The organism is Pseudomonas sp. B12(2026) (assembly GCF_057767015.1).
Map to the genome: position 1 here is coordinate 1505144 of NZ_CM173430.1, position 23805 is coordinate 1528948.

Annotated in this window: 19 protein-coding genes and 3 tRNA genes; 5 read left to right on the forward strand and 17 right to left on the reverse strand. The window is 67.6% G+C overall.

Translation table 11 applies throughout. The features are described 5' to 3' along the window. Positions 1-64: 64 nt before the first annotated feature. Positions 65-841, forward strand: a complete 777-nt coding sequence (fpr, locus tag AC3B6A_RS07060; protein WP_488401580.1) for a ferredoxin-NADP reductase — start codon at positions 65-67, stop codon at positions 839-841. Between the two features lie 70 nt (positions 842-911). Here the strand turns inward: fpr and tsaA are convergent, their stop codons facing one another. Then, positions 912-1625 carry a tRNA (N6-threonylcarbamoyladenosine(37)-N6)-methyltransferase TrmO gene (tsaA, locus tag AC3B6A_RS07065; protein WP_488401581.1) on the reverse strand — a complete coding sequence of 238 codons (714 nt, stop codon included), beginning with the start codon at positions 1623-1625 and terminating at the stop codon, positions 912-914. Between the two features lie 245 nt (positions 1626-1870). On the opposite strand from tsaA, the gene AC3B6A_RS07070 reads away from it, so the two are divergent. After that, entirely contained in the window at positions 1871-3457 is a 1587-nt protein-coding gene (locus AC3B6A_RS07070) for an ArnT family glycosyltransferase (RefSeq protein WP_488401582.1), read from the forward strand. Here the strand turns inward: AC3B6A_RS07070 and AC3B6A_RS07075 are convergent. Genes AC3B6A_RS07075 through rimO form a run of 3 tightly spaced genes read right to left on the reverse strand, consistent with a single transcriptional unit; the run spans position 3405 to position 5617 of the window. Next, entirely contained in the window at positions 3405-3773 is a 369-nt protein-coding gene (locus tag AC3B6A_RS07075) for a DUF2784 domain-containing protein (protein WP_488401583.1), read from the reverse strand. The genes AC3B6A_RS07070 and AC3B6A_RS07075 overlap by 53 nt on opposite strands. A 7-nt stretch (positions 3774-3780) precedes the next feature. Next, positions 3781-4242, reverse strand: coding sequence for a YehS family protein (locus AC3B6A_RS07080; protein WP_488401584.1), 462 nt, complete (start codon positions 4240-4242; stop codon positions 3781-3783). Positions 4243-4294: 52 nt separating this feature from the next. Further along, complete coding sequence (gene rimO / locus AC3B6A_RS07085; protein ID WP_488401585.1) at positions 4295-5617, reverse strand: 30S ribosomal protein S12 methylthiotransferase RimO; 1323 nt, start codon at positions 5615-5617, stop codon at positions 4295-4297. A 244-nt stretch (positions 5618-5861) separates the two neighbouring features. Here rimO and AC3B6A_RS07090 point away from each other — a divergent pair, with 244 nt between their 5' ends. Then, positions 5862-7766: a potassium transporter Kup gene (locus AC3B6A_RS07090; protein WP_488401586.1), complete on the forward strand. Its 1905-nt coding sequence runs from the start codon at positions 5862-5864 to the stop codon at positions 7764-7766. A gap of 133 nt (positions 7767-7899) precedes the next feature. On the opposite strand, the gene AC3B6A_RS07095 is transcribed toward AC3B6A_RS07090, so the two are convergent. The 6 genes from AC3B6A_RS07095 to AC3B6A_RS07120 all read right to left on the reverse strand — a co-directional run bounded on the left by AC3B6A_RS07095 (position 7900) and on the right by AC3B6A_RS07120 (position 16119). Further along, positions 7900-8463 carry a cytochrome b gene (locus AC3B6A_RS07095; RefSeq protein WP_488401587.1) on the reverse strand — a complete coding sequence of 188 codons (564 nt, stop codon included), beginning with the start codon at positions 8461-8463 and terminating at the stop codon, positions 7900-7902. A gap of 135 nt (positions 8464-8598) precedes the next feature. Further along, positions 8599-9873: a virulence factor family protein gene (locus AC3B6A_RS07100; protein WP_488401588.1), complete on the reverse strand. Its 1275-nt coding sequence runs from the start codon at positions 9871-9873 to the stop codon at positions 8599-8601. 1 nt (position 9874) lies between these two features. Continuing rightward, on the reverse strand, positions 9875-12499 hold the full coding sequence (gene mprF, locus AC3B6A_RS07105; protein WP_488401589.1) for a bifunctional lysylphosphatidylglycerol flippase/synthetase MprF: 2625 nt from the start codon (positions 12497-12499) through the stop codon (positions 9875-9877). A 268-nt stretch (positions 12500-12767) separates the two neighbouring features. Further along, positions 12768-13565: an HpcH/HpaI aldolase family protein gene (locus AC3B6A_RS07110; RefSeq protein WP_488401590.1), complete on the reverse strand. Its 798-nt coding sequence runs from the start codon at positions 13563-13565 to the stop codon at positions 12768-12770. A gap of 56 nt (positions 13566-13621) precedes the next feature. Beyond that, positions 13622-14806, reverse strand: a complete 1185-nt coding sequence (rhmD, locus tag AC3B6A_RS07115) for an L-rhamnonate dehydratase (protein ID WP_488401591.1) — start codon at positions 14804-14806, stop codon at positions 13622-13624. Positions 14807-14823: 17 nt separating this feature from the next. Further along, positions 14824-16119 carry an MFS transporter gene (locus AC3B6A_RS07120; protein WP_488401592.1) on the reverse strand — a complete coding sequence of 432 codons (1296 nt, stop codon included), beginning with the start codon at positions 16117-16119 and terminating at the stop codon, positions 14824-14826. Between the two features lie 136 nt (positions 16120-16255). Between AC3B6A_RS07120 and AC3B6A_RS07125 the strand changes: the two genes are divergently transcribed. Further along, positions 16256-17206, forward strand: a complete 951-nt coding sequence (locus AC3B6A_RS07125; protein WP_488401593.1) for a LysR family transcriptional regulator — start codon at positions 16256-16258, stop codon at positions 17204-17206. A 41-nt stretch (positions 17207-17247) separates the two neighbouring features. On the opposite strand, the gene AC3B6A_RS07130 is transcribed toward AC3B6A_RS07125, so the two are convergent. From AC3B6A_RS07130 to AC3B6A_RS07140, 3 genes are all read right to left on the reverse strand, one after another. Further along, positions 17248-17324 (reverse strand) — tRNA-Met (locus AC3B6A_RS07130). Positions 17325-17441: 117 nt separating this feature from the next. Then, positions 17442-17518 (reverse strand) — tRNA-Met (locus AC3B6A_RS07135). A gap of 116 nt (positions 17519-17634) precedes the next feature. Beyond that, a tRNA-Met gene (locus AC3B6A_RS07140) sits at positions 17635-17711 on the reverse strand. Positions 17712-18003: 292 nt separating this feature from the next. Between AC3B6A_RS07140 and dinB the strand changes: the two genes are divergently transcribed. Beyond that, the gene (gene dinB / locus AC3B6A_RS07145) at positions 18004-19002 is read left to right on the forward strand and encodes a DNA polymerase IV (RefSeq protein WP_488403537.1); all 999 of its coding nucleotides are present in this window, start codon (positions 18004-18006) and stop codon (positions 19000-19002) included. 39 nt (positions 19003-19041) lie between these two features. Here dinB and AC3B6A_RS07150 read toward each other — a convergent pair whose 3' ends face one another. From AC3B6A_RS07150 to AC3B6A_RS07165, 4 genes are read right to left on the reverse strand one after another with little or no spacing between them, the layout of a single operon-like run. Further along, positions 19042-19440: an META domain-containing protein gene (locus AC3B6A_RS07150; RefSeq protein WP_488401594.1), complete on the reverse strand. Its 399-nt coding sequence runs from the start codon at positions 19438-19440 to the stop codon at positions 19042-19044. Further along, positions 19437-19877, reverse strand: a complete 441-nt coding sequence (locus tag AC3B6A_RS07155) for a hypothetical protein (RefSeq protein ID WP_488401595.1) — start codon at positions 19875-19877, stop codon at positions 19437-19439. Before AC3B6A_RS07155 ends, AC3B6A_RS07150 begins: the two co-directional genes overlap by 4 nt. A gap of 52 nt (positions 19878-19929) precedes the next feature. Beyond that, positions 19930-20919: a 2-hydroxyacid dehydrogenase gene (locus tag AC3B6A_RS07160; protein ID WP_488401596.1), complete on the reverse strand. Its 990-nt coding sequence runs from the start codon at positions 20917-20919 to the stop codon at positions 19930-19932. 12 nt (positions 20920-20931) lie between these two features. Continuing rightward, positions 20932-23712, reverse strand: coding sequence for a response regulator (locus AC3B6A_RS07165; protein ID WP_488401597.1), 2781 nt, complete (start codon positions 23710-23712; stop codon positions 20932-20934). Positions 23713-23805: the final 93 nt, after the last annotated feature.

The window sequence follows — 23805 nt, forward strand, 5'->3', positions numbered from 1 at the left end:
GTCGCGCAATTGCGCTACGTCCGGGATCTGCTGGGGTGCGCCGCGATTTTCCTAGGAGTCCTTGATGAGCAACCTGTACACCGAACGCGTTCTCAGCGTGCACCACTGGAACGACACCCTCTTCAGCTTCAAGACCACCCGTAACCCGGGCCTGCGCTTCAAGACCGGTCAGTTCGTGATGATCGGCCTGGAAGTCAACGGTCGTCCGCTGATGCGCGCGTACAGCATTGCCAGCCCGAACTACGAAGAGCACCTGGAGTTCTTCAGCATCAAGGTACCGGACGGTCCGCTGACCTCGCGTCTGCAGCACCTGAAGGAAGGCGACGAGCTGATGGTCAGCCGCAAGCCCACCGGCACCCTGGTGCTGGACGACCTCAAGCCCGGCAAGCACCTCTACCTGCTGAGCACCGGCACCGGCATGGCGCCGTTCCTCTCGGTCATCCAGGACCCGGAAGTCTACGAGAAATTCGACAAGGTCATCCTGGTCCATGGCGTGCGCTGGGTCAGCGAGCTGGCTTACTCGGACTTCATCACCAAGGTCCTGCCGGAGCACGAGTACTTCGGCGACATGGTGAAAGAGAAGCTGATCTACTACCCCCTGGTCACCCGCGAAGAGTTCCGCAACATGGGCCGCCAGACCGACCTGATGCGCAGCGGCAAGCTGTTCGCCGACATCGGCCTGCCGCCGATCAACCCGCAGGACGACCGCGCCATGATCTGTGGCAGCCCGAGCATGCTGGACGAGACCAGCGAAGTGCTCAACGGCTTCGGCCTGCAGATTTCCCCGCGCATGGGCGAGCCGGGCGACTACCTGATCGAGCGCGCCTTCGTCGAGAAGTAACCCGCGCTGCCTGCGAAAAGCCCGCCATCTGGCGGGCTTTTTGTTGCCTGGGATTTTTTCCCGGGAGGGATCAGCCCGGGGATTGCCCGGAGGCCGCCGGCTGCAGGTCCAGCACGCGGATTTCGCCGTCGGCGGGGTAGTGCCAGTGCACGTCCAGGTCCCACAGGCGCACGCCGTAGCGGCGCTCGGGCGGCGGCTTCTGGTAGGCCGGGCGCGGGTCCTGGGCGAGGCACTGTTCGATCAGCTCGCGCACCGGCTGGCCGAGGCGCAGGCCGTGCTCATGGGCCTGGCGCAGGGCCTCGTCGCTCCAGTGCACGGCGATGGGGGCGGGCGGGGTATCGGCGATGGCGTTGCGCGCGTCGCCGACTATGTCCGCGTAGGGCACGTAGGGCTTGATGTCGATGACCGGGGTGCCGTCCAGCAGGTCGATGCCGGACAGCCAGAGGCGGCCGGGTTCGACCTTGTCCAGCTTCACCACCGACTGGCCGATGCCGTTGGGACGGTGGGTGGCGCGGGTGGCGAACACGCCGAGGGAGCGGTTGCCGCCCAGGCGCGGCGGCCGCACCTTCAGCCGCGGCTTGTCTTCCAGCGCCTGGTGGAAGAGGAACAGCAGCCAGACATGGCTGACCTGCTCCAGGCCCTCCACCGCATCGCCGCTGTCGAACGGCGGCAGCAGTTCCAGCACGCCGGTCGCGGCCGGGGCCAGTTGCGGCTGGCGCGGGATGGCGAACTTCTCCTTGAAGCAGGAGCGGACGTGGCCGATGGGCGAGATGCTGTGGGACATGGCGGCAGACGCATGAAGCAGGGGCCGCCATGTTACTTGATCCGGAGCGGGGATCAGAGGTGGAAAGCGCCGCCGATGGCGATGATGCAGGTCGCTCATGCAGGCGCCGGCGCGCTCGGAGCACCATCCAGAGGGCAAATGGCGGTGCATCACAGGATTCCGGCAAATCCTTGACGGCGGCTTAACCATCGCCGGCCTAGTGTCGGCTGGCGCGAATCGGGCGCGGTGGCTGCCGGGGCATGGCGATGCGGAAATGGACGGAAGAACGGAAGGCGCTGGCGCTGCTGCTGGGCGTGTCGTTCCTGCTGCTGGTGTTCGGCCTGGGCGGGCGCGAGCTCTGGGGGCCGGAGGTGCGCTGGGCGGACATCGTGCTGCAGATGCTGCAGTCGGGGGACTATCTCGATCCCTACCTGAGCGGCTCGCCGTACTACGACAAGCCGCTGTTGTCCTACTGGCTGATCGCCGCCCCGGCCGGCCTGTTCGGCCTCGATCCCTGGACGCTGCGCGCCAGCAGCGTGCTCGCCGGGCTGGGCAGCGTCTGGCTGGTCTGCTGGCTGGGCGAGCGGCTGCTGCGCAAGGGCACCGGCCTGCTGGCCGGCTGGCTGCTGGCGACGACGTTCTATTTCCTGTTCTGGGCGCGGGTGGCGACGGCGGACATGCTCACCGTGTTCGGCGTGCTGGCGGCGCTGGCCTGGTACTGGCGCGGGCCGGAGGATACGCGCTTCCCGCGCTACCTGGGGTTCTGCCTGATCCTGACGCTGACCTCGCTGTGCAAGGGCCTGATCGGCTTCGTCCTGCCGGTGCTGATGCTGCTGCCGCACCTGTTCGGCGAAGGGCGCTGGCGCCGGCATCTCAACCTGCGGCTGGTGGCGGCGCTGCTGGTGGCGGGCGGGGTCTATGCGATTCCGTTCCTGCTGTCGCACCTGTACGGCCAGCCCAGCTATGGCGAGAGCGGGCTGGCGCTGGTGTTCCGCGAGAACGTGGTGCGCTTCTTCCGGCCCTTCGACCATGTGGGGCCGATCTACACCTACCTGCTTTACCTGCCGGCCTACACGCTGCCCTGGGCGCCGTTGTGGATGCTCGGCCTGTGGTTCGCCGCGCGCCGCTGGAAGCAGCTGGAGCCCAATGCGCGCTGGCTGGTCTGGGCGCTGGGGCTGCTGTTCCTGTTCTTCACTGCCAGCGGCAGCCGGCGCAGCTACTACGTGCTGCCGCTGGTGCCGTTCGCCCAGTTGCTGGCGGCCTGGTGGGTGGTGGAGTCCCGTCATCAGCGCGGCCTCGCCGGGCTGGGGCGCGGCTGGCCGCGGGCGCTCGGCGGCGCGGCGGTGGCGATGCTGCTGGTGCTGGGCGTGGTCTATCCGTGGAGCAACGCCGGCGGCGGAATTCCGGCCTTTGCCGGCGAGGTGCGCAGCCAGGCCGAGCGCACGGCGCCCTGGTCGCAGTGGCGGGTGCTGATCCTCGGCAACCACGATGCGCGGTTGCCGATGTACCTGGAAAAGCGCGGCGCGCGCCAGGCCCGGCCTTTCCTCTATGTGCGCTCGGGATATCCGCAGGACGACAGCGCCGCGCTGTTCGCCTGGCTGCGCCGGCGTACCGGCGAGGAGTGGGACCCGGCGCGGACCCTGATCGTCACCCAGGCACCGGCCCACGCTGGGCGTCCGCTGGCGTGGCTGGCGCGGGATTACCGCATCATCGAGTCCGCGCCGAACAACGGCCAGCGGCTGGCGCACAAGAGCGGGGAGGTTAGCCTGGCCTATCTGCCGGGGAGAATGCCGCCGCCGCTCAGCGCGGGCGCAGTAGCCGCCGGGCCAGCAGCAGGTAGGGCGGCAGATTGATCGCCAGCACCAGCAGGCCGAGGACGACCTGGATGGATTCGCTCAGGCCGGCGGGGTAGATCAGCGGGATCAGGTAGTGCTCGATGAAGCCGCCGCTGTAGCCCCGCTCGCCCGCCGCCTGGCGGAAGTGGTTCTCCAGCGGCGTCAGCGGGCAATAGAGGTGGAAGAGCTCCACCGCCATGCCCCAGGCCGCCGCCGGCAGGTGCAGCCAGGCCAGGCGCGGCCGGCGCAGCACCAGCAGGCCGCCGAGCACGACGAAGAGGATGAAGCCCAGGTGCAGCAGCACCACGGCATCGGCGGCAAGGCGCTGGAGCATGGTCGCCTCAGCGCTGCTGGCGCTGGGTCAGGCCCTTGAGGAAGTTGCGCAGCAGCTGGTCGCCGCAGGGCCGGTAGTTGCTGTGGCCGGGCTTGCGGAACAGCGCGCCCAGTTCGGTCTTGGTGACGATGAAGCCGACGCTGTCCAGAATCGCGAGGATGTCGTCGTCGCGCAGTTCGAAGGCCACGCGCAGCTTCTTCAGGGTGATGTTGTTGGTCAGCGGCAGCTCCACCGGCGGCAGCGGGCGCGATTCGTCGCGGCCGCGTCGATGGACGATCAGGCCGTCGAGGAAGTGCGCCAGCACGCGGTCGCTGCACGGCTTGAAGTCCGGCTCGTCGTCGCGGGCGAGGAAGGCGCCGATGTCCTCGGCGCTGATGCCGAAGCCGGCCAGCGCGGTGATCTCGGCGACCTGGGCGTCGCGGATGTCCAGCAGGTAGCGCAGGCTGCGCAGTACGTCGTTGTTGGTCATGTGCTTTCCATCGGCAGAAATGAAAAGCCCCGCGAGGCGGGGCTTTTGCGGATCAGACCAGCTCGGCCCAGAGGTCGTACTCGTCGGCGTCGGTGATGCGCACGCGCACCTTGTCGCCCGGCTTCACGTCGAAGGTGTCGACGTACACCGCGCCGTCGATCTCCGGGGCGTCGGCGAAGGAGCGGCCGACCGCGCCTTCATCGTCCACTTCGTCGATCAGCACGTCGATTTCCTTGCCGATCTTCAGCTGCAGGCGCGCGGCGGAGATCGCCTGCTGGTGCGCCATGAAGCGCTCCCAACGGTCCTGCTTGACGTCGTCCGGCACCGGCTCCAGGCCCAGGTCATTGGCCGGGGCGCCGTCCACCGGGGAGTACTGGAAGCAGCCGACGCGGTCGAGCTGAGCTTCGGTCAGCCAGTCCAGCAGGTACTGGAAGTCTTCCTCGGTCTCGCCGGGGAAGCCGACGATGAAGGTGGAGCGGATGGTCAGCTCCGGGCAGATCTCGCGCCAGTTCTTGATGCGCGCCAGGGTCTTGTCCTCGAAGGCGGGGCGTTTCATGGCCTTGAGCACTTTCGGGCTGGCGTGCTGGAAGGGGATGTCCAGGTAGGGCAGCAGCTTGCCCTCGGCCATCAGCGGGATCACGTCGTCGACGTTGGGGTACGGGTAGACGTAGTGCAGGCGCACCCACACGCCCATGGCGGAAAGCGCCTGGCACAGCTCCAGCATGCGGGTCTTCACCGGCTGGCCGTCCCAGAAGTCCAGCTTGTACTTGAGGTCGACGCCGTAGGCGCTGGTGTCCTGGGAGATCACCAGCAGCTCCTTCACCCCGGCCTTCACCAGGCGCTGGGCCTCGCTGAGCACGTCGCCCACCGGGCGGCTGACCAGCTTGCCGCGCATCGACGGGATGATGCAGAAGCTGCAGCTGTGGTTGCAGCCTTCGGAAATCTTCAGGTAGGCGTAGTGGCGCGGGGTGAGCTTGATGCCCTGCGGCGGCACCAGGTCGATCAGCGGGTTGTGCTCGGCCTTGGGCGGGATCACTTCGTGGACGGCGCTGACCACCTGCTCGTACTGCTGCGGGCCGGTCACGGCCAGCACGCTGGGGTGCACGTCGCGGATGCTGTCTTCGGCCACGCCCATGCAGCCGGTGACGATCACCTTGCCGTTCTCGGCGAGGGCCTCGCCGATGGCGTCCAGGGACTCGGCCTTGGCGCTGTCGATGAAGCCGCAGGTGTTCACCACCACCACGTCCGCGTCTTCATAGGTGGGGACGATCTCGTACCCTTCCATGCGCAGCTGGGTGAGGATGCGTTCGGAGTCGACGGTCGCTTTCGGGCATCCGAGCGAGACGAATCCGACTTTGGGCGTGGCGGTGGACATGTGCGGCTAACCTCGAAGGGCGCGCTGGCGGCGCCTCTGATCAAAAAGTGCGCAATTCTAGCGGCAGCCCGCGCGCTTGACCAGCCTCCCTGGGACAAGCTGTCGCAGATCCCCGGGAACGCCGGCCGTCCGGTAATTGTGGGCGACAGGCTCTATAGTCATTCAGAACGAACGCACCCTGCTCTTGCATCGATGGATGGGTCGGAGCAGGATGCGCCGAATTTTTTCAGAGGAATTTTGTTACATGTCCGATGCAAGCGCCGGCACCGTTGAACATGAACAACCCCATTCCAGCTCCGCGATCGGCCTGATGGTCGGCGCCGTGGGTGTCTGCTATGGCGATATCGGCACCAGCCCGCTGTACACCCTCAAGGAGGTCTTCATCGGCGGCTATGGCGTGCAGGCCAACCATGACGGCGTGCTCGGTGTGCTGTCGCTGATCTTCTGGTCGCTGGTCTGGGTGGTGTCGATCAAGTACGTGATCTTCGTGCTGCGCGCCGACAACCAGGGCGAGGGCGGGGTGATGGCGCTGTCGGCCCTGGCCCGCCGCGCCGCCGTCGGGCGCCGCCGGATGCAGGCGACCGTGGTGGTCGCCGGCCTGATCGGCGCCGCGCTGTTCTATGGCGACAGCATGATCACCCCGGCGATCTCGGTGCTCTCGGCCATCGAGGGCCTGGAGATCGCCTTCGACGGCCTGCAGCATTGGGTGGTGCCGATATCGCTGATCGTGCTGGTCGGCCTGTTCCTGATCCAGAAGCACGGCACCGCGCGCATCGGCATCCTGTTCGGGCCGGTGATGGTGGCCTGGTTCGCCGCCCTGGCGGCGCTGGGCATCTACGGCGTGTCGCAGCAGCCGGAGGTGCTCAAGGCGTTGAGCCCGGGCTGGGCGCTGAACTTCTTCATTTCCCACCCTGGCATCGGCGTGGCCATCCTCGGCGCCACCGTGCTGGCGCTGACCGGCGCCGAGGCGCTGTACGCGGACATGGGCCACTTCGGCCGCAAGCCGATCGCCCGCGCCTGGTTCGCCCTGGTGCTGCCGGCGCTGGTGCTGAACTACTTCGGCCAGGGCGCGACCATCCTGGTCAACGCCGATGCCGCGCGTAACCCCTTCTACCTGACCGCCCCGGAGTGGGCGCTGCTGCCGATGGTGGCGCTGTCCACCGTGGCCACGGTGATCGCCTCGCAGGCGGTGATCTCCGGCGCCTTCTCCCTGACCCGCCAGGCCATCCAGCTCGGCTACGTGCCGCGCATGCTGATCCAGCACACTTCCAGCCACGAGCAGGGGCAGATCTACATCGGCATGGTCAACTGGGCGCTGATGGTCGGCGTGGTGCTGCTGGTGCTCGGCTTCGAGTCCTCCGCCGCCCTGGCCTCGGCCTACGGCGTGGCGGTGACCGGCACCATGCTGATGACCACCCTGCTGATGGGCGTGGTGATCTGGCTGCTGTGGAAGTGGCCGCTGTGGCTGGCCATTCCGTTCTTCCTGATGATGCTGCTGGTGGACAGCCTGTTCTTCGCCGCCAACCTGCCCAAGGTCATCCAGGGCGGCGCCTTCCCGGTGGTCGCCGGTATCGCTCTGTTCATCCTGATGAGCACCTGGAAGCGCGGCCGCCAACTGCTGGTGGACCGCCTGGACGAAGGCTCGCTGCCGCTGCCGCTGTTCATCTCCAGCATCCGTTCGCAGCCGCCGCACCGCGTGCAGGGCACCGCCGTGTTCCTCACCGCCCGCACCGATGCCGTGCCCCACGCGCTGTTGCACAACCTGCTGCACAACCAGGTGCTGCACGAGCAGGTGGTGCTGCTCACCGTGGTCAACGAAGACAACCCGCGCGTCAGCCAGGACCGCCGCTTCGAGGTGGATGCCTACGGCGAGGGCTTCTTCCGCGTGGTGCTGCACTTCGGCTTCATGGAGGACCCGGACATTCCCCAGGCGCTCAAGCTCTGCCACCTCAACGAGCTGGACTTCAGCCCGATGCGCACCACCTACTTCCTCAGCCGCGAGACGGTGATCCCGTCCAAGCTGATCGGCATGGCGCGCTGGCGCGAGGGGTTGTTCGCCTTCCTGCTGAAGAACGCCAACGGCAACCTGCGCTACTTCAACCTGCCGTTGAACCGGGTGATCGAGCTGGGGACGCAGGTGGAAATCTGAGTTTCCGCCGCATGAAAAAAAGCGCGCCAATTGGCGCGCTTTTTCTTTGTGGGAGCGGATTGATCCGCGATCCGCTGGCGGGGGCCGGCGTTGGCTGGGTTCGCGAGCAGGCTCGCGAACAGGCGCCAGCGCGTTACTCCGCCTTCGTCACGCCCCGACCCGGCAGCATGCGCACCAGGGTGTTGTCGCGGCTGATGTAGTGGTGGAACAGCGCGGCGGCGGCGTGCAGGCCGATCAGCCAGTAGCCGAGCACGGCGATGGTTTCGTGCCATTCCTTGACCTGCTTGGCCAGGTCGGGGTTCTTGCCCACGATGGGCGGCAGCTCCACGCCCCAGAAGGGGATGGGCTTGTCGGCGGCGCTGAGGATCACCCAACCGGCCAGCGGCAGGCCGATCATCAGGCCGTAGAGCGCCAGGTGCATCAGCTTGGCCAGCGCCATCTGCCAGCTCGGCGGCGCCGGGAGGATGGCCGGGACCGGATAGATGAGGCGGCCGATCAGGCGCAGCCAGACCAGTACGAAGACCGAGAGGCCGAGCATGAAGTGCCAGTTCTTGAGCAGCTCGCGGGCTTCGCTGCCCTTGGGGAAGTTGCCGCGCAGTTCCATGCTGGCGTACACCGCCGCAATCAGCAGCAGCATGAGCCAGTGCATGGCGATCGACAGGCTTCCGTAACGGGAATTTCTTTGAGTCAGGCTCATGGCGGTTCCTTGTGTGGCTTTGCGGTCCCCGTGTCCTGCGACGGGGCTGACAGTGTCAGCATAAAGCCTTAAGCCAGCCTGAAGCAGCACGGATGCCTGGAGAAAGGGCCGCATTGCGCGGCCCTTTGATGAAAGTCAACCTTCGTTGTCGGCCGCCTGGCGGGAGCGGATGGCGTCGACCAGACGCTTGGCGAGGGCCGGGTAGTTCTCGTCGAAGTGGTGGCCGCCGGGCAGCTGGAGATCCTCGCCGACCGACTGCGGCTGGGTGCAACCGCTTTCGTCCTTCTCCTCGATGCCGTACACGCAGAGCACCTTGGGCCCCGGCAGACGGGCCATTTCCGGGCCGGTGGCGGCTTCCTGGCCGGCCTTGCCCAGCCAGCCTTCCACCTCGATCTCGAAGCTGCCGCTGCGCGCGAAGGCCAGCAGGATCACCGCGCTGACATCCTTCCTGGCGTCGGCCGGCAGGCGGTTGTAGATCGCCGGCAGGACATCGGCGCCGAAGGAGTAGCCCGCCAGCACGAAGTGTCTGGCGCCCCATTTCTCGCGGTAGTGCTGCATCAGCGCGGCGAGGTCGGCGGCGCTCTGCTCGGGGCTCTTGTGCTCCCAGAAGTAGCGCAGGGCATCGACGCCCACCACCGGATAGCCCAGCTCGGCCATCTGCGCCGCGACGTCGCGGTCCAGGTCGCGCCAGCCGCCGTCGCCGGAATAGAACAGGGTGACGGTTTCCGACGGCTTGGCGGCCGGGACTTCCACCACCGGCACGTTGTCGCCGCCGCCCTGCAGCAGGTGGCGCAGCTGGTCGGCGAGGACCTTGGGCAGCGGGGTGTCGTAGTCGGCGATCACCGTTTCGGCGTTCTGCAGGCCCCGGGCGAAGCGCGCGCTGGCGTCGTCCGGGTTGTCGTTCCAGGCGGCCAGCCAGTGGCCGTGGGCGGCATTCTGCGGCAGCGGCGTGGCGGCGCAGTCGGGTTTTTCCAGGGAGAAGCCGACCGACAGGGCGCGGGCCTTGTCGTCGTTCTGCCCAGCGAGCCAGCGGAAGGCCCAGGCGCCGCCCTGGCCGATGCCGGCGACCAGCGTCGGCTGGCCGTCCAGCAGCTCGCCGGCGGCCTTGATGCGCGCCTGCTGGGCGGCGCAGTCCTGGTCCGGGAAGACGAACTGCACCACGCGGGCGCCGCTGTCGTGGGCCAGGGCCAGCAGCTGGCCGTCGTCGAGTTTCTGCTCCGGCTGCACGGCGAGCAGGACGCGGGCATTGGCTTGTTTGGCCGGGATGGCCAGGCCGACGGCGCTGCCGTCGGGCAACTGGCGGTGTTCGAGGACGGCCTGGGAAGCCGGGCGGCTCCACAGCAGCAGGCCGGCGGCGATGATGATGAGCAGGAGAAGGGCGAGCAGGTGTCGCCAGCGACGTTTCAACATATCAGCGTTTTACCAATCCACTCAGGCCGCCCGCGATCAGGGCGGCCGTATCGGCCAGCGCCACCAGCGGATCCAGTCCGGCGGGCACGGCCAGGTAACGGGGTTCCCAGTCGGGCTGGAACTTGTCCTTGAAGCGCCGCAGCCCCTGGAAATTGTAGAACTGCTCACCCCGGCGAAAAACCAGCGCGCCGAGACGTTGGGTCAGCGGGGCGCCACGGCGCGGCTGCAAGCCGGCCAGCGGCACCATGCCGAGACTGAAGCGGGTGTGCCCGCTCTCCTTGTAATGCAGGATCAGGCCGAGCATGAGGAACTCCATGGTCAGCTTGGGTGCGTCGGGTACGACGCGCATCAGGTCGATGCTCGCCAGCTCCTTGCTGGCGGTTTCCAGCAGGTTGGCGAAGGCCACGGCGCGGCCCTGGAAGCGCACCACCACGATGCGGAAGTAGTGCAGGTACTCGGGAGTGAAGCGGCCCAGGGAGAAGCCCTTCTCGCGGACGTTCTTGCCGCCCAGCCAGGCGTCGGAGATCGTCCGCAGCTCGTCCATCGGCGCCTGCCCGGCCTCGTGGAACTCCAGGCTCAGGCCGTCGCGCTGGCCGCGGTTCCAGGTGTAGCGCAGGTCCTTCATTTCCTTGCCCTTGTTCTCCAGGTCGAAGCGGCGCAGGTCGACCCGCGCCTCCTCGCCGAGCTTGAGGGCGGTCAGGCCGATGTCCATGTACAGCGGCAGGTTCTCCGCCCGCACCTGGTAGAACACCGGGCGCGCGTGGTGCAGGTCGCAGAGGTCGCGGAACTGCCAGATCAGCTCGGCGCGGGACTGCGTCGGGCCCACCGGGTCGAACAGCGCCACCAGGCTGCGGCCGCGGCGGGCGTACATCAGGAAGGCGTCCTTGCCTTCGTGGAACAGCAGTGCCTTGTCGCCGGACAGGGCCAGGCCGCCGTCCGGCTGCGAGGAGCTGGCGAGGATGCCGGCGGCGGTGTCCAGTTCCTCGCGGCTGGGTTCGAGGATCGCCGGCGGCTCGGTGCGCAGCAGCCAGTACAGCGCCAGCGCGGCCAGCAGCAGGCAACTGCCCAGGGCGGCGCGCAGGCCGCGCGGGGCGTCGGCGTCCAGGGCGAACTGCCACCAGAGTTCGTGGCTGTAGGGCACGTCCTGGTAGGCGAACAGCAGCAGCCAGATCGACGCGCCGATGACGCAGGCCGCGGCGCCCAGGTAGAGCGGCGAGAAGGGCAGCTCCATCAGGCGGCTGCGGCGGTAGAAGGCGCTGCGGAAGATCACCAGCAGGGCGGCGGTGACGCTGAGGATCAGCGCCTCTTCCCAGTCGAAGCCCTTGAGCAGCGAGAGCAGCGCGCCGGCCACCAGCAGGCCGAGGGTCAGCGCCCAGGCGGCGGACAGGCGCCGGCGCAGGCCGTAGGCGAGCAGCAGGCAGAGCACGCCGATCAGGCTGGCGGCCAGGTGCGAGGCGTCGATCAGGCGATGCGGCACCAGGAAGCCGATTTCCTCCAGGCGGGTGTCGATGGACGGCGTGGCGCCGGAGAACAGCAGCACCACGCCGGAGATGAACACCAGCAGCGACAGGATCGGCGCGGCGAAGCCGGAGGCCATGCGCACCGCCTGCCGGGTCACCTGGGCCCGGCGGGCTTCGAGGAACAGCAGCAGCAGGCAGGCGGCGATCAGCGGCAGCACCACATAGATCAGGCGGTACAGCAGCAGCGCGGCGGCCAGCGGCGCGGCGCCCAGTTGCCCGGCGAAGGCCGCCAGCAGCACCGCCTCGAAGACGCCCACTCCGCCGGGAACGTGGCTGAGCACGCCGGCCGCCAGGGCGATCAGGTAGACCAGCAGGAAGGCGCCGAAGGGTGGGGCCTCGGGCAGCAGCAGATAGAGCACGGTGGCGGCGCAGGCGACGTCCAGCGCGGTGATCAGCAACTGCAGCAGCGACAGGCGCAGACCGGGCAGGCGCAGGGTGCGGCGGCCGATGCGCACCAGATGGCTGTCGGGAGACGGCTGTTCCGGCAGACGGCGACGACCGATGCCGACCACCAGCAGGATGCAGAAGGCGATGATGCCCAGGGCGAGCACCGCCACCAGGGCGCTCGGCAGGTGCAGGGCCAGGGAGGCGTCGGCCAGGTCGCTCAGCGCGGCCAGCGCCGCCAGCACCGGCAGCGCGCAGCCCAGGGACAGGCTGGCGAACAGCGTCATCCGCGCGACTTCGGCGGCGCCCAGGCCCTGGCGGGCGTACAGGCGGTAGCGCACCGAGCCGCCGGAGAGCATCGACAGCCCCACGGCATTGCCGATGGCGAAGGCCGAGAAGCCGCCGGTGAGCAGCGCCGAGGGCGACAGCTTCACCCCGGCGAAGCGGGTGGCCGACCATTCGTAGCCCAGCAGCGTGATGAAGCCGGCGACGGTGGCGGCGAAGGCGCCCGCCAGCGAGGCGCTGGGGACGTCGAGGATGGCGTCGTGCAGGGAATAGGCGTCGATGTCGCGCAGCAGGTGGTAGCAGGCGATCAGCGCGAGGCTGAACAGCAGCAGGGTGACGCCCAGGCCGAGCGCCTGGCGATTGGCGTTGATCCAGGTCGCTCGTGTCGGAGCGTCTTCGCCGGCAGGGGTATCGGGAGTGGCAGGGTTGGCGCTCATCGGGCACCTCAATCGATTTAGCGCGACAGAGTAGGGGCACCGGGGTGAATTCCCAAGCCCCAGTCACGGAATTATTTCGTTATGTAAAAGGATTTGTCTGACAGCAAAGGGTGGGGCAGCTATCTGGAAGTGGCAGGTGCTAGGAGGGTAGCAGGCCGATGCTTAACGGAGGGTGAAGGTGCGCCGGGAAATCAGGCGGAAGGGCCGACGCCAGGGCTCGGTCGAGCCTGGCGCGGGTAGCCGTTGATCGGGGGGATTGAGCAGGGGGTCAGTAGGTCGCCGAGATGCTCGCGGCATCGGTGTGGCGATAGGTTGCAAGGTTCTGCCGGGCGGCCTGCCGCAGCAGGCTGATGTCGATGCCGACGGCGATGAACTGGCACCCCCAGGCGAGATAGCGGCGGGCGTCCTCCTCAACGGGGGCGAGGATGCCGCAGCTTTTGCCGGCACCGAGGGTGGCCTGGATGGTGGCGCGAATCTGCTCCTGCACCGATGGGTGGCCTGGGTTGCCGGCATGTCCAAGGCTGCTGGAGAGGTCGGCGGGGCCGATGAAGATCGCATCGACGCCCTCGACTTCGGCGATCTCCCGCGCGTTTTCCACGCCCAGGGCGGATTCGATCTGCACGATCAGGCAAAGCTGTTCGTGGGCGGTGGCAAGGTAGTCCGGGATGGCGTCCCAGCGGGTCGCGCGGGTAAGACCGCCGCCGACGCCGCGGATGCCCGCCGGCGCGTAGCGCATGGCACGAACCAGGGCTCGCGCCTGCTCGGCGGTTTCCACCTGAGGCACCATCAGGGTCTGGGCGCCCAGATCGAGCAGTTGCTTGATCAGTGCGGCGTCGCCATTCACGGCACGCACGATGGGCGCGGTCGGGTAAGGGCGGAGCGCCTGCAACTGGCCGAGGATGCTGGGCAGGGTATTGGGTGCGTGCTCACCGTCGATCAGCATCCAGTCGTAGCCGATGCCGGCGACTATCTCGGCCGCGTAGGCGTTGGCGAATCCGGCCCAGACGCCGAACTGGGGAGCGGTCCCGGACAGGGCATCCTTGAAGGTGTTGCGGGGCATTTGCATGGCAGGGGTATCCAGGGCTGGCGCCACGCACGCCACGGGCGGGCGTGGCGGCGGGGTCAGTGGGTATAGGGGCGATGCAACTGGCACTCGGGGTTGAGGTCGACGCCGAATCCCGGCCGGTCCAGGCGCGAGAGGCGCAGGCGGCCCTGCTCCGGGACGGGCTCGCCGAGCAGTTGCGGGTGGAACATCGGCAGCACTTCGTCCGCCTTGGGCGCCATCATCAGGAACTCGGCGAACGGGCTGTTGGTGCGCGTGGCGACAAAGTGGTAGCTGTAGACCGAGGAGCCGTGAGGGATCACCAGCGCGCCATGGGCATCGGCCAGTGCGCTGATCTTCAGCAGCTCGGTGAGGCCGCCGCACCAGCCGACATCGGGTTGGATGATGTCGCAGCAGCCCATCTCCAGCAGCATGCGGAAGCCCCAGCGGGTGGCTTCGTGCTCGCCGGTGGTGACCAGCATGCCGGTCGGCGCCTGGCGTTTGAGGGCCTGGTAGCCCCAGTAGTCGTCAGGCGGCAGCGCCTCCTCGATCCACTTCAGCCCGTAGGGCTGTGCGGCATGGGCCAGGCGCGTGGCGTAGTTGAGGTCCAGGCTCATCCAGCAATCGAGCATCAGCCAGAAGTCCGGACCGACCCTGTCGCGCATCTCGGCGATCATTTCGATGTTCTTGCGCAGCCCTTCCTCACCCTCGGCCGGGCCGTGATGCAGGGGCATCTTGCCGCCGATGAAGCCCATTTTCTGCGCCAGGTCCGGACGCGCGCCGGTGGCATAGAACTGCAGCTCGTCGCGCACGGCGCCGCCGAGCAACTGGTGCACCGGTTCCTGGCGCACCTTGCCGAGCAGGTCCCAGAGCGCCAGGTCGACCCCCGACAGGGTGTTGATCACCAGGCCCTTGCGACCGTAATAGAGGGTGGAGTGGTACATCTGGTCCCAGATGCGCTCGATATCGGTGACCTTTGCACCCTCGAGGAAGCGCGCCAGGTGCTTTTCGACGATGAAGGCGGCCGGTTCGCCACCAGTGGTCACGGCAAAGCCGACGTTGCCCGCGCTGTCCTCGATTTCCACGACCAATGTGCCCAGCACGTTGATACCGAAGCTGCGGCGACTCTGGCGGTACTGCGGATACTTGCTCATGGGCGTGGCGATGTGATCGTCGATCCAGTGCCCGTCGGACTGGTCGTGATAGTCGGCACCGCCGCCACGCAGGACGAAGGCGCGGACGTGTTTGATGGTGGGGATGCTCATGCTGGGGCTCCGTCGAATCAGTGGGTGGTGACGCGCCGCGCCGGGCCTTTATGGCCGAAGGGCTGGATGCCCAGGATCAGGACGGCGGCGAGGAGGGTGGTGAAGCTCAGGGTGTAGAGGCCGGCGGCGGGCGAGTGCAGGGCGCCTTCGGCCCAGTTCTTCAGGTTGGGCGCAAGGAAGCCGCCGACCGCGCCGAGGGAGTTGATCAGGGCGATCGCGCCGGCCGCCGCTGGGCCGCTGAGGAAGCTGGAAGGGAAGGTCCAGAACACCGGCTGCACGGCGATGAAGCCGGAGGCGGCGAAGCTCAGGGCGAGGATGCCCAGCAGCGGGGACTGGAAGGTGACCGAGGTGGCGATGCCCAGCGCCGAGACAACCAGCGCCAGCGCGGCCATCAGGCGTCGGCGGTTGTGCCGTTCGGCGAAATCGGGAAGCCACCAGGCCGCCAGCAACGCGCAGACCCAGGGCAGGGCGCTGACGACGCCGACCAGCAGGCCGACCTTGCTGCCCAGCAGGGCGGCGACCTGGCTGGGCAGATAGAAGACCACGCCGTAGACGCTCATCTGGATCAGCAGGTAGATCAGCGCGAGGTACAGGACTGCCGGTTGGCAGAGCACTTCCCAGAGCTTGCCATGGCTCTGCTTGCCGCTGTCTTCGCGGTCCAGCGCGGCTTGCAGCTGCAGGCGCTCATCGGCGGTCAGCCAGCGCGCATCCTGCGGGCGGTTGTCCAGGTACAGGTAGGCCCAGATTCCTACGGCGGTGGCCAGCAGGCCTTCCACCAGGAACAGCCACTGCCAGCCATGCAGGCCGGAGGCGCCATCGAGTTCCAGCAGCAGCCCCGACAGCGGGCTGCCGAAGATGAAGGCCAGCGGTGCGCCGAAATAGAAGAAGCCCATCGCCCTGGCGCGGGTGCTGGCCGGGAACCAGTAAGTCAGGTAGAGGATCACGCCGGGGAAGAAGCCGGCCTCGGCCACGCCCAGCAGGAAGCGCAGGACATAGAAGGTGGTTTCGTCGTGGGCGAACATCATGGCGGCGGACACCAGCCCCCAGGTCACCATGATCCGGCACATCCACAGGCGGGCGCCGACCCGGTGCAGGATCAGGTTGCTCGGCACTTCCAGCAGGGCATAGCCGGCGAAGAACACCCCCGCGCCGAAGGCGAAGGCCGCATCGCTGATGCCGGTGTCGGCCTGGAACGCCTGGCGGGCGAAGCCGACATTGGCGCGATCGAGGAACGCCATGATGTACATCAGCAGCAGGAAGGGCAGTAGCCGCCAGGAAACCTTGGCCAGCAGAGGGGCAGGGAGTCGAGTCACAGCAGTCACCTTTTATTGGTATTGGTCGGTGAAGCGAGGTTGTTGTGATCCGACTCTAGAGCTGTGAGCTATGCGCGACTAATCGTATTTTGTTTAACTCCGATACCTTGATGTTATCGATAAGCGGAGCACGCACATGTCCGGCCGAAGCCATCCCCAGCAGCTTTTCGGGCGCCTGCGCTACAAGCATCTGCAAATGCTGGTGACCCTGGGCGCCAGCCTGAACCTGCACCGGGCGGCGCAAAGCATGAATATCTCGCAGCCCGCAGCGACGCGGATGCTGCGGGAGATCGAAGACATGTTCGGCTGCGAACTCTTCGAGCGCTTGCCGCGCGGCATGCGGCCGACAGCGCTGGGGCAGGAGCTGCTGCGCTTCGCCGAGTTCGCGGTCAGTGGCCTGGAGCGCGTAGCGGCCGACCTGCAGGCACGCAAGGAGGGTGGGTTTGGGCACCTGGCCATCGGTTCCATCATGGGCGCGATGCCGGACCTGGTGATGGGCGCGGTGGCGGAGCTCAAGGAGTTGAAGCCGCAGATGCGCATTCGCCTGATGGGTGATACCAGCGATCAGGTCATCCAGTTGCTCGAGCAAGGAAGGATCGATGTGGGAATCGCCCGGCGCAACGCCGTGACCGACCAGAGCCAGTTCCATTTCGAGCAACTGGGCAACGAGAAGCTGCTGGTGGTGGTGCGCAAGGGCCATCCCCTGGTGAGGCGTCGTCGCCTGGAATGGCGGGAACTGGTCCGGGACTGGCCGTGGATCCTGCAACCGGAGTCCAGTCCGGCGCGGATCGCCTTCAATCAGGCGTTGCACCGCCTGGGCCTGCCCGTGCCGCCGGACATCATCGAGTGCAGCTCGGTGTATTCGATGCAGCAGTTGGTGCAGGTGGTGCCGGCGGTCATGCTGCTGTCGGAGTCGGCGCTGCGGGACTACCTGCGCCTTGGCGTGGTCAAGGCGCTGCCCCTCGAGTTGACGGAGCAGATGGAGCCCTTTGGCTTGTTGCGCCGTCGTGACGAGCCGATCAGCCAGGAACTGGCGTTGTTCGTGAGCCTGCTGCGCAAGCGTGCGGCACTTTTCTCCGAGCAATGAAAAAAGCCCTGACGGCGAACCGTCAGGGCTTTTTCGATGTCTGGTTGCGGGAGCAGGATTTGAACCTACGACCTTCGGGTTATGAGCCCGACGAGCTACCAGACTGCTCCATCCCGCGGCGGCCATTCTACGGAGATGAAAGCCCGTGTCAATCGATATTTCGTTCTCGATCAATAATTTAAATTCACGCGCAAACGAAAAAGGCCACTCCGAAGAGTGGCCTTTTCACGGTGTCTGGTTGCGGGAGCAGGATTTGAACCTACGACCTTCGGGTTATGAGCCCGACGAGCTACCAGACTGCTCCATCCCGCGGCGGCCATTCTACGCAGGTGAAAGGTCTTGTCAATCGATATTTCGTTCTCGATCAATAATTTAAATCGTGTGCAAACGAAAAAGGCCACTCCGAAGAGTGGCCTTTTCACAGTGTCTGGTTGCGGGAGCAGGATTTGAACCTACGACCTTCGGGTTATGAGCCCGACGAGCTACCAGACTGCTCCATCCCGCGCCGGTCATTCTACGCCGGTAAGCCTGAGTGTCAATGGAAAATCGGGAAAAGTGATTTTCTATCAAATATTTAGCTGCGCCCAAAAAACGCCGGGGAGGCTTGCGGAGGGGCGTTTTCCGGCGGGGATTTTCCCGGCTGTGGATAACCGGAGCGGCGGATTTTTGCATTACCATGGACGTGTTTTCCGCTGCCTTCCCGGGCGGCTTCCGATGGTGATGCAGGCGCCTTCTTCGTGACTCGGCAACGAAAGATCATCCACATCGATTGCGACTGCTTCTATGCCGCCATCGAAATGCGCGACGACCCCAGCCTGGTGGGCAAGCCGCTGGCCGTGGGCGGTTCGCCGGACAAGCGCGGGGTGGTCGCCACCTGCAACTACGAGGCGCGTGCCTACGGCCTGCATTCGGCGATGGCGATGCGCACCGCGGTGAAGCTGTGCCCCGACCTGACCATCGTCCGCCCGCGCATGGACGTGTACCGCGAGGTCTCCCGCGAGATCCACGCGATCTTCCGCGACTACACCGAGCAGATCGAGCCGCTGTCGCTGGACGAGGCCTACCTCGACGTCAGCGACACCGAGCGCTGCGGCGGCAGCGCCACGCGGATCGCCCAGGAGATTCGCCGGCGGGTGTGGGAAACCCTGCATATCACCGTGTCGGCCGGCGTCGCGCCGAACAAGTTCATCGCCAAGATCGCCAGCGACTGGCGCAAGCCCAACGGCCTGTTCGTGGTGACCCCGGACGAGGTGGACGGCTTCGTCGCCGAACTGCCGGTGAAGAAGCTGCACGGCGTCGGCAAGGTCACCGGGGAGAAGCTGGCGCGCCTGGGCATCCGCACCTGCGCGGACCTGCGCGACTGGTCGCGGGTCCAGCTGGCCAAGGAGTTCGGCAGTTTCGGCGAGCGCCTCTGGGGGCTGGCGCGGGGCATCGACGAGCGCCCGGTGCAGGTGGACAGCCGGCGCCAGTCGATCAGCGTGGAGAACACCTTCGACCAGGACCTGCCCGACTTGGCCGCCTGCCAGGAAGAACTGCCGTCACTGCTGGGCGAGTTGGAGCGGCGCATGACCCGCCTGGATGCCAGCTACCGGCCGGGCAAGCCGTTCATCAAGCTGAAGTTCCACGACTTCACCCAGACCACCCTGGAGCAGGCCGGCGCCGCGCGCGACCTGGAAAGCTACCGGCTGTTGCTGGGGCAGGCGTTCCAGCGCGGCAACAAGGCGGTGCGGCTGATCGGCGTGGGCGTGCGCCTGGTCGACCTGCGCGGCGCGCACGAGCAGCTCAGCCTGTTCTAGGGCGTTGCCGCTCCGGCGCGGCCCGCGCGGAAAGGGCGCTCAGCCTTCCGGCCACATGCGCATGGCGCGGCCCGCGGCCGGCCACAGGCGCAGTTCGCCCTGCTCGGTGAGGTCCCAGCGCTGCACTTCGCCGAGCATCTGCAGGAAGCGCCCTTCCTGCTCCATCAGCGCCTCGGCGCACATCTTCCGGGTGGCGCCGGGCTGGCCGAAGGTCAGCCTGTCGCCCTCCAGGGTGTAGCTGGCGAACCAGTGGTTGCAGCCGGCGCTGCCGTAGGCGCGGCCCTTGCCGTCGAGGGTCAGGGTGATGTGGCTGTAGTCGATCAGGGGACGCTCGCCGATCCATTCGATGCGGTAGGTCTGGTCGGCTTCAGGTACCGGCTTGCTGGCGCAGCCGGCCAGGGCCAGCGCCATGCAGGCGCTGGCGATCGGGGCTTTCATGCGGTCTCCTTGCTCTGGCAGTCCGGGCAGAGGTGGCGGGGGCCGGCTTTCGCCCAACCCAGTTCGCCGATCCGCGCTTCGGCGGCAGGCTGCTGGGCGGCCTTGCCGAGGGTGGCGTCGACGGCGAATTCGAATTCCAGTGTAGCCGCGCAACCGTCGCAGTTGACCGTCCACTCGTGGATCGCCAGCTCGCGGAACTCGGGGCCGCGCGCGACCGCCGTCCACTGGCCGGGCGGATTGATCAGGTGGCGGACCTTTTCCACCGCCAGCGTCATGCTCAGGCTGCGGCTGCCCTTGAGGCTGACCAGCAGGGTGTCGCCCACCTGGATCGAGCCGCCGATGCCGGTGACCTGGTAGCGGCCCAGGGACAGCGCGCGGCATTCGTTGAGGGTGAACTGCGGGTTGAGCAGGGTGTAGCGGAAATCATGCTGGGCCATGGGTCCTCCGGGAAAGCGCGGCATTTTAGGGGCCTGGGGGCGGCGATGCGAGTCAGTCGTCGACCCGGTTGGTCGGATTCCCCGCCTGCCAGGCGCCGATGTTGGCCAGGGTGGTCTCGGCGATGGCGGCCAGCGCCTCGCGGGTGAGGAACGCCTGGTGGGCGGTGATGATGACGTTGGGGAAGGTCAGCAGGCGCGCCAGCACGTCGTCCTGCAGCGGCAGGTCGGAGCGGTCGGCGAAGAAGATGTCGGCCTCTTCTTCATAGACGTCCAGGCCGAGGTAGCCGAGCTGGCCGCTTTTCAGCGCGTCGATCAGCGCCGGGGTGTCCACCAGCGCGCCGCGCCCGGTGTTGATCAGCATCGCGCCGCGCTTCATCCGCTGCAGGCTGCGCGGGTTGATCAGGTGCCGGGTGGCGTCGTTGAGCGGGCAGTGCAGGCTGAGGATGTCGGACCCGGCGAGCAGTTCGTCCAGTTCGACGAAGCGCCCGCCCAGGGCCTCGATGGCGCGGTTGGGATAAGGGTCGTGGGCGAGGATGTGGCAGCCGAAGCCGGCCATGATGCGGGCGAAGACTTCGCCGATCTGGCCGCTGCCGACGATGCCGACCGTGCGCCCGTGCAGGTCGAAGCCGGTCAGCCCGTGCAGCGAGAAGTCGCCGTCGCGGGTGCGGTTGTAGGCCCGGTGCAGGTGCCGGCAGAGCGCCAGGACCAGGCCCACGGCATGTTCGGCCACCGCGTGCGGCGAATAGGCCGGCACCCGTACCACGGCCAGCCCGAGGGCGTGGGCGGCCTTGAGGTCGACATGGTTGTAGCCGGCCGAGCGCAGGGCGATCAGGCGGGTTCCGCCGGCGGCCAGTTGCTCCAGCACCGGGCGCGACAGGTCGTCGTTGACGAAGGCGCAGACCACGTCGAAACCCCGGGCCAGGGCCACGGTGTCCGGGCGCAGCTGCGCCTGCTGGAAGTGCAGCTCGAAGCCGTGGCCGTGGTTGGCCGCGAGGAAGCTGTCGCGGTCGTAGGTCTGGTTGCTGAACAGGATGATGCGCATCGTTTCGCGGTCTCAGTGCGTGCCTTGCGGAAGCTCCGCGGCGGCCTCGGCCTCGCGGTTTTCCGTGGCCCTGGCCAGTTCGGCCATGGCCCTGTCGAGTTCGTCCAGCGCCGTGGCGGCGTCCGGGTCGTTCTGCTTGAGCAGCGTCTCCGCGCGCTGGCAGGCGGCGCGCAGCATCGGCACGCCGCAGTAGCGGGTGGCGCCGTGCAGGCGGTGGATGCGTTCGAGCAGGGTGTTGCGGTCGTTGCGCTCGCGGGCCTGGCCGATCACCTGGCGGTCGGCGGAGAGTGAGGCGAGCAGCATGCCGAGCATGTCGGCGGCCAGTTCCGCCTTGCCGGCGGCCAGGCGCAGGCCCTCGGCGGGGTCGAGCACGCTCAGCGCGCCCAGGCCGGGCTCGGCGCCCGCCGGTTCGGTGCGCGGCGCGCCCAGGCGCATGCCGGTCCACTTCAGCAGCACCTGGGCCAGCTGGCGTTCGTCGATGGGCTTGGTCAGGTAATCGTCCATGCCGCCCTGCAGCAGGGCGCGCTTCTCGTTGGCCAGGGCGTGGGCGGTGAGGGCGATGATCGGCACCGGGCTGACTTCGCGCTCGGCCTCCCAGTGGCGGATCGCGTCGGTGGCCTGGCGGCCGTCCATGCCGGGCATCTGCACGTCCATGAAGACCAGGTCGAAGCGCTCGCGCTGCACCGCTTCGACGGCGGCCTGGCCGCTGTCGACGGCGACCACCTGGGCGCCCATGTCGCCGAGCAGGGTCTTCACCAGCAGCAGGTTGGCCGGGTTGTCGTCGACGCAGAGCAGGTGCGGTACGCGCTCCAGCGTGCCGTTGGCGGTCTTTTCCTTGCGCGTCGGGCGCAGGTGCAGCAGCTCGTTCAGCGCCTGCTGCAGCTTGCGGGTGCAGGCCGGCTTGCTCTGCACCTGGGATTCCGGCAGCACCGCGTTGTAGTGCGCCTGCTCGATGGTCGGGCAGAGCACCAGGCTCTTGCAGCCGTGCTGTTCGAGTTCGCGGATGGACTGCCGCAGCGTTTCCGCCGAATGGGTGGCGGAGGTCACGCCGAGCAGGGCCAGGCCGATCGGCGGCTGGCCTTGCGGGTCGGCGGCCAGCGCCCGCTCCAGGGCCGCGAGGTCCTGGAACTCGCTGACTTCCAGGCCGCAGTCCTCCAACTGGTGATGCAGCGCGGTGCGGGTCAGCTCATGGGGCTCGTAGAGCGCCACGCGCTGCCCGCCCGCCAGGGCCGGCAGCAGGTCGTCGCCGTCGTCGCGGGCCTTGGGCAGGTTGAGGCTGATCCAGAATTCCGAGCCGTCGCCGGCGTTGCTGTCGACGCCGATCTCGCCGCCCATCTGCTCGATCAGGCGCTTGGAGATGACCAGTCCCAGCCCGGTGCCGCCGGCCTGGCGCGACAGCGAGTTGTCGGCCTGGCTGAAGGCCTGGAACAGCGCGCGCAGGTCGTCGTCGGTGAGGCCGACGCCGGTGTCGCGCACGCTGATGCGCAGCTGCGCGCGGTCGTCGCTCTCGTCTTCGAGCATGGCGCGCACGGCGATGCTGCCTTCGTGGGTGAACTTGATGGCGTTGCTCACCAGGTTGGTCAGCACCTGCTTCAGGCGCTGCGGGTCGCCGACCAGCTGCAGCGGGGTGTCGCGGTAGATCAGGCTGACCAGTTCCAGCTGCTTTTCGTGGGCGGCGGGGGCGAGGATGGTCAGGGTGTCCTGGATCAGTTCGCGCAGGTTGAAGGGGATGTTCTCCAGCACCAGCTTGCCGGCCTCGATCTTCGAGAAGTCGAGGATTTCGTTGATGATCCCCAGCAGGCTCTCGGCGGACTTGTGGATGGTGCCGAGGTAGTCCTGCTGGCGCGAGGTCAGTTCGCTCTTCTGCAGCAGGTTGGTGAAGCCGAGGATGCCGTTGAGCGGGGTGCGGATCTCATGGCTCATGTTGGCGAGGAACTCGGACTTGATCCGGCTGGCCTCCAGGGCCTCCTTGCGCGCCAGGTCCAGCTCGATGTTCTGGATCTCGATGGTCTCCAGGTTCTGCCGCACGTCCTCGGTGGCCTGGTCGATGTTGTGCTGCATCTCCTCCTGGGCGCTCTGCAGGGCTTCGGCCATGCGGTTGATGCCGCCGGCCAGCTCGTCCAGTTCGTGGCTGCCCAGCGCCGGCAGGCGGGTTTCCAGGCGGCCTTCCTTGAGCTGCGCCACGCCCTGGGCGATCTGCGCCAGCGGCGCGTTGATCGCGCGGCTCATGCGCAGGGCGAGGAGGGCGGTGACCACCAGGCCGGTGACGATCAGCAGCAGGCTGGTGAACAGGCTGCGGTAGCCGCGCAGCAGGGTGCCGTGGTGCGACAGCTCCAGCTCGACCCAGCCGAGCAGCTTGTCGCCGTCGTTGTCCGGGTTGCCCGACAGGCTGCGGTGCTTGCCCAGCACCGGGAGGAGGAAGTGGGTGGTGTCGAGGTTGCTGGCCATGGCGAGGTGCGCGCCATCGCCGCTGGGCAGCGGGGTGAGGATGCTCGGCCCGGCGTGGACCAGGCGTTCGCGCCCGGCGTCGAGGAAGGTGACGGCGCGCACGTCGGGCTGGTCCAGCGCCTCGGTGGCGATGCGCGACAGCAGCGCGGTGTTGTTCTGCGCCAGCGCCGAGGCCGACAGCGGCGCCAGTTGCTCGGCGATCAGCTGGCCGCGCTCGATCAGCTGGGCACGCATGTCCGCCAACTGCACCCAGGTGAAATAGCCGCCCAAAACCAGCGCCAGCAGGCTGGTGGGCAGCAGGGTGAGCAGCAGTACCCGTCCCTTGATGCCGAGATCCTTGAACACGCGATTCCTCCGCTGTGATTTTCCCCGGCAGTGTAGCGGTTCGGGCTCCCGGGGGGAGTCTTTGCCTTGCCGAGATTGCGCGGAATCGGGAAT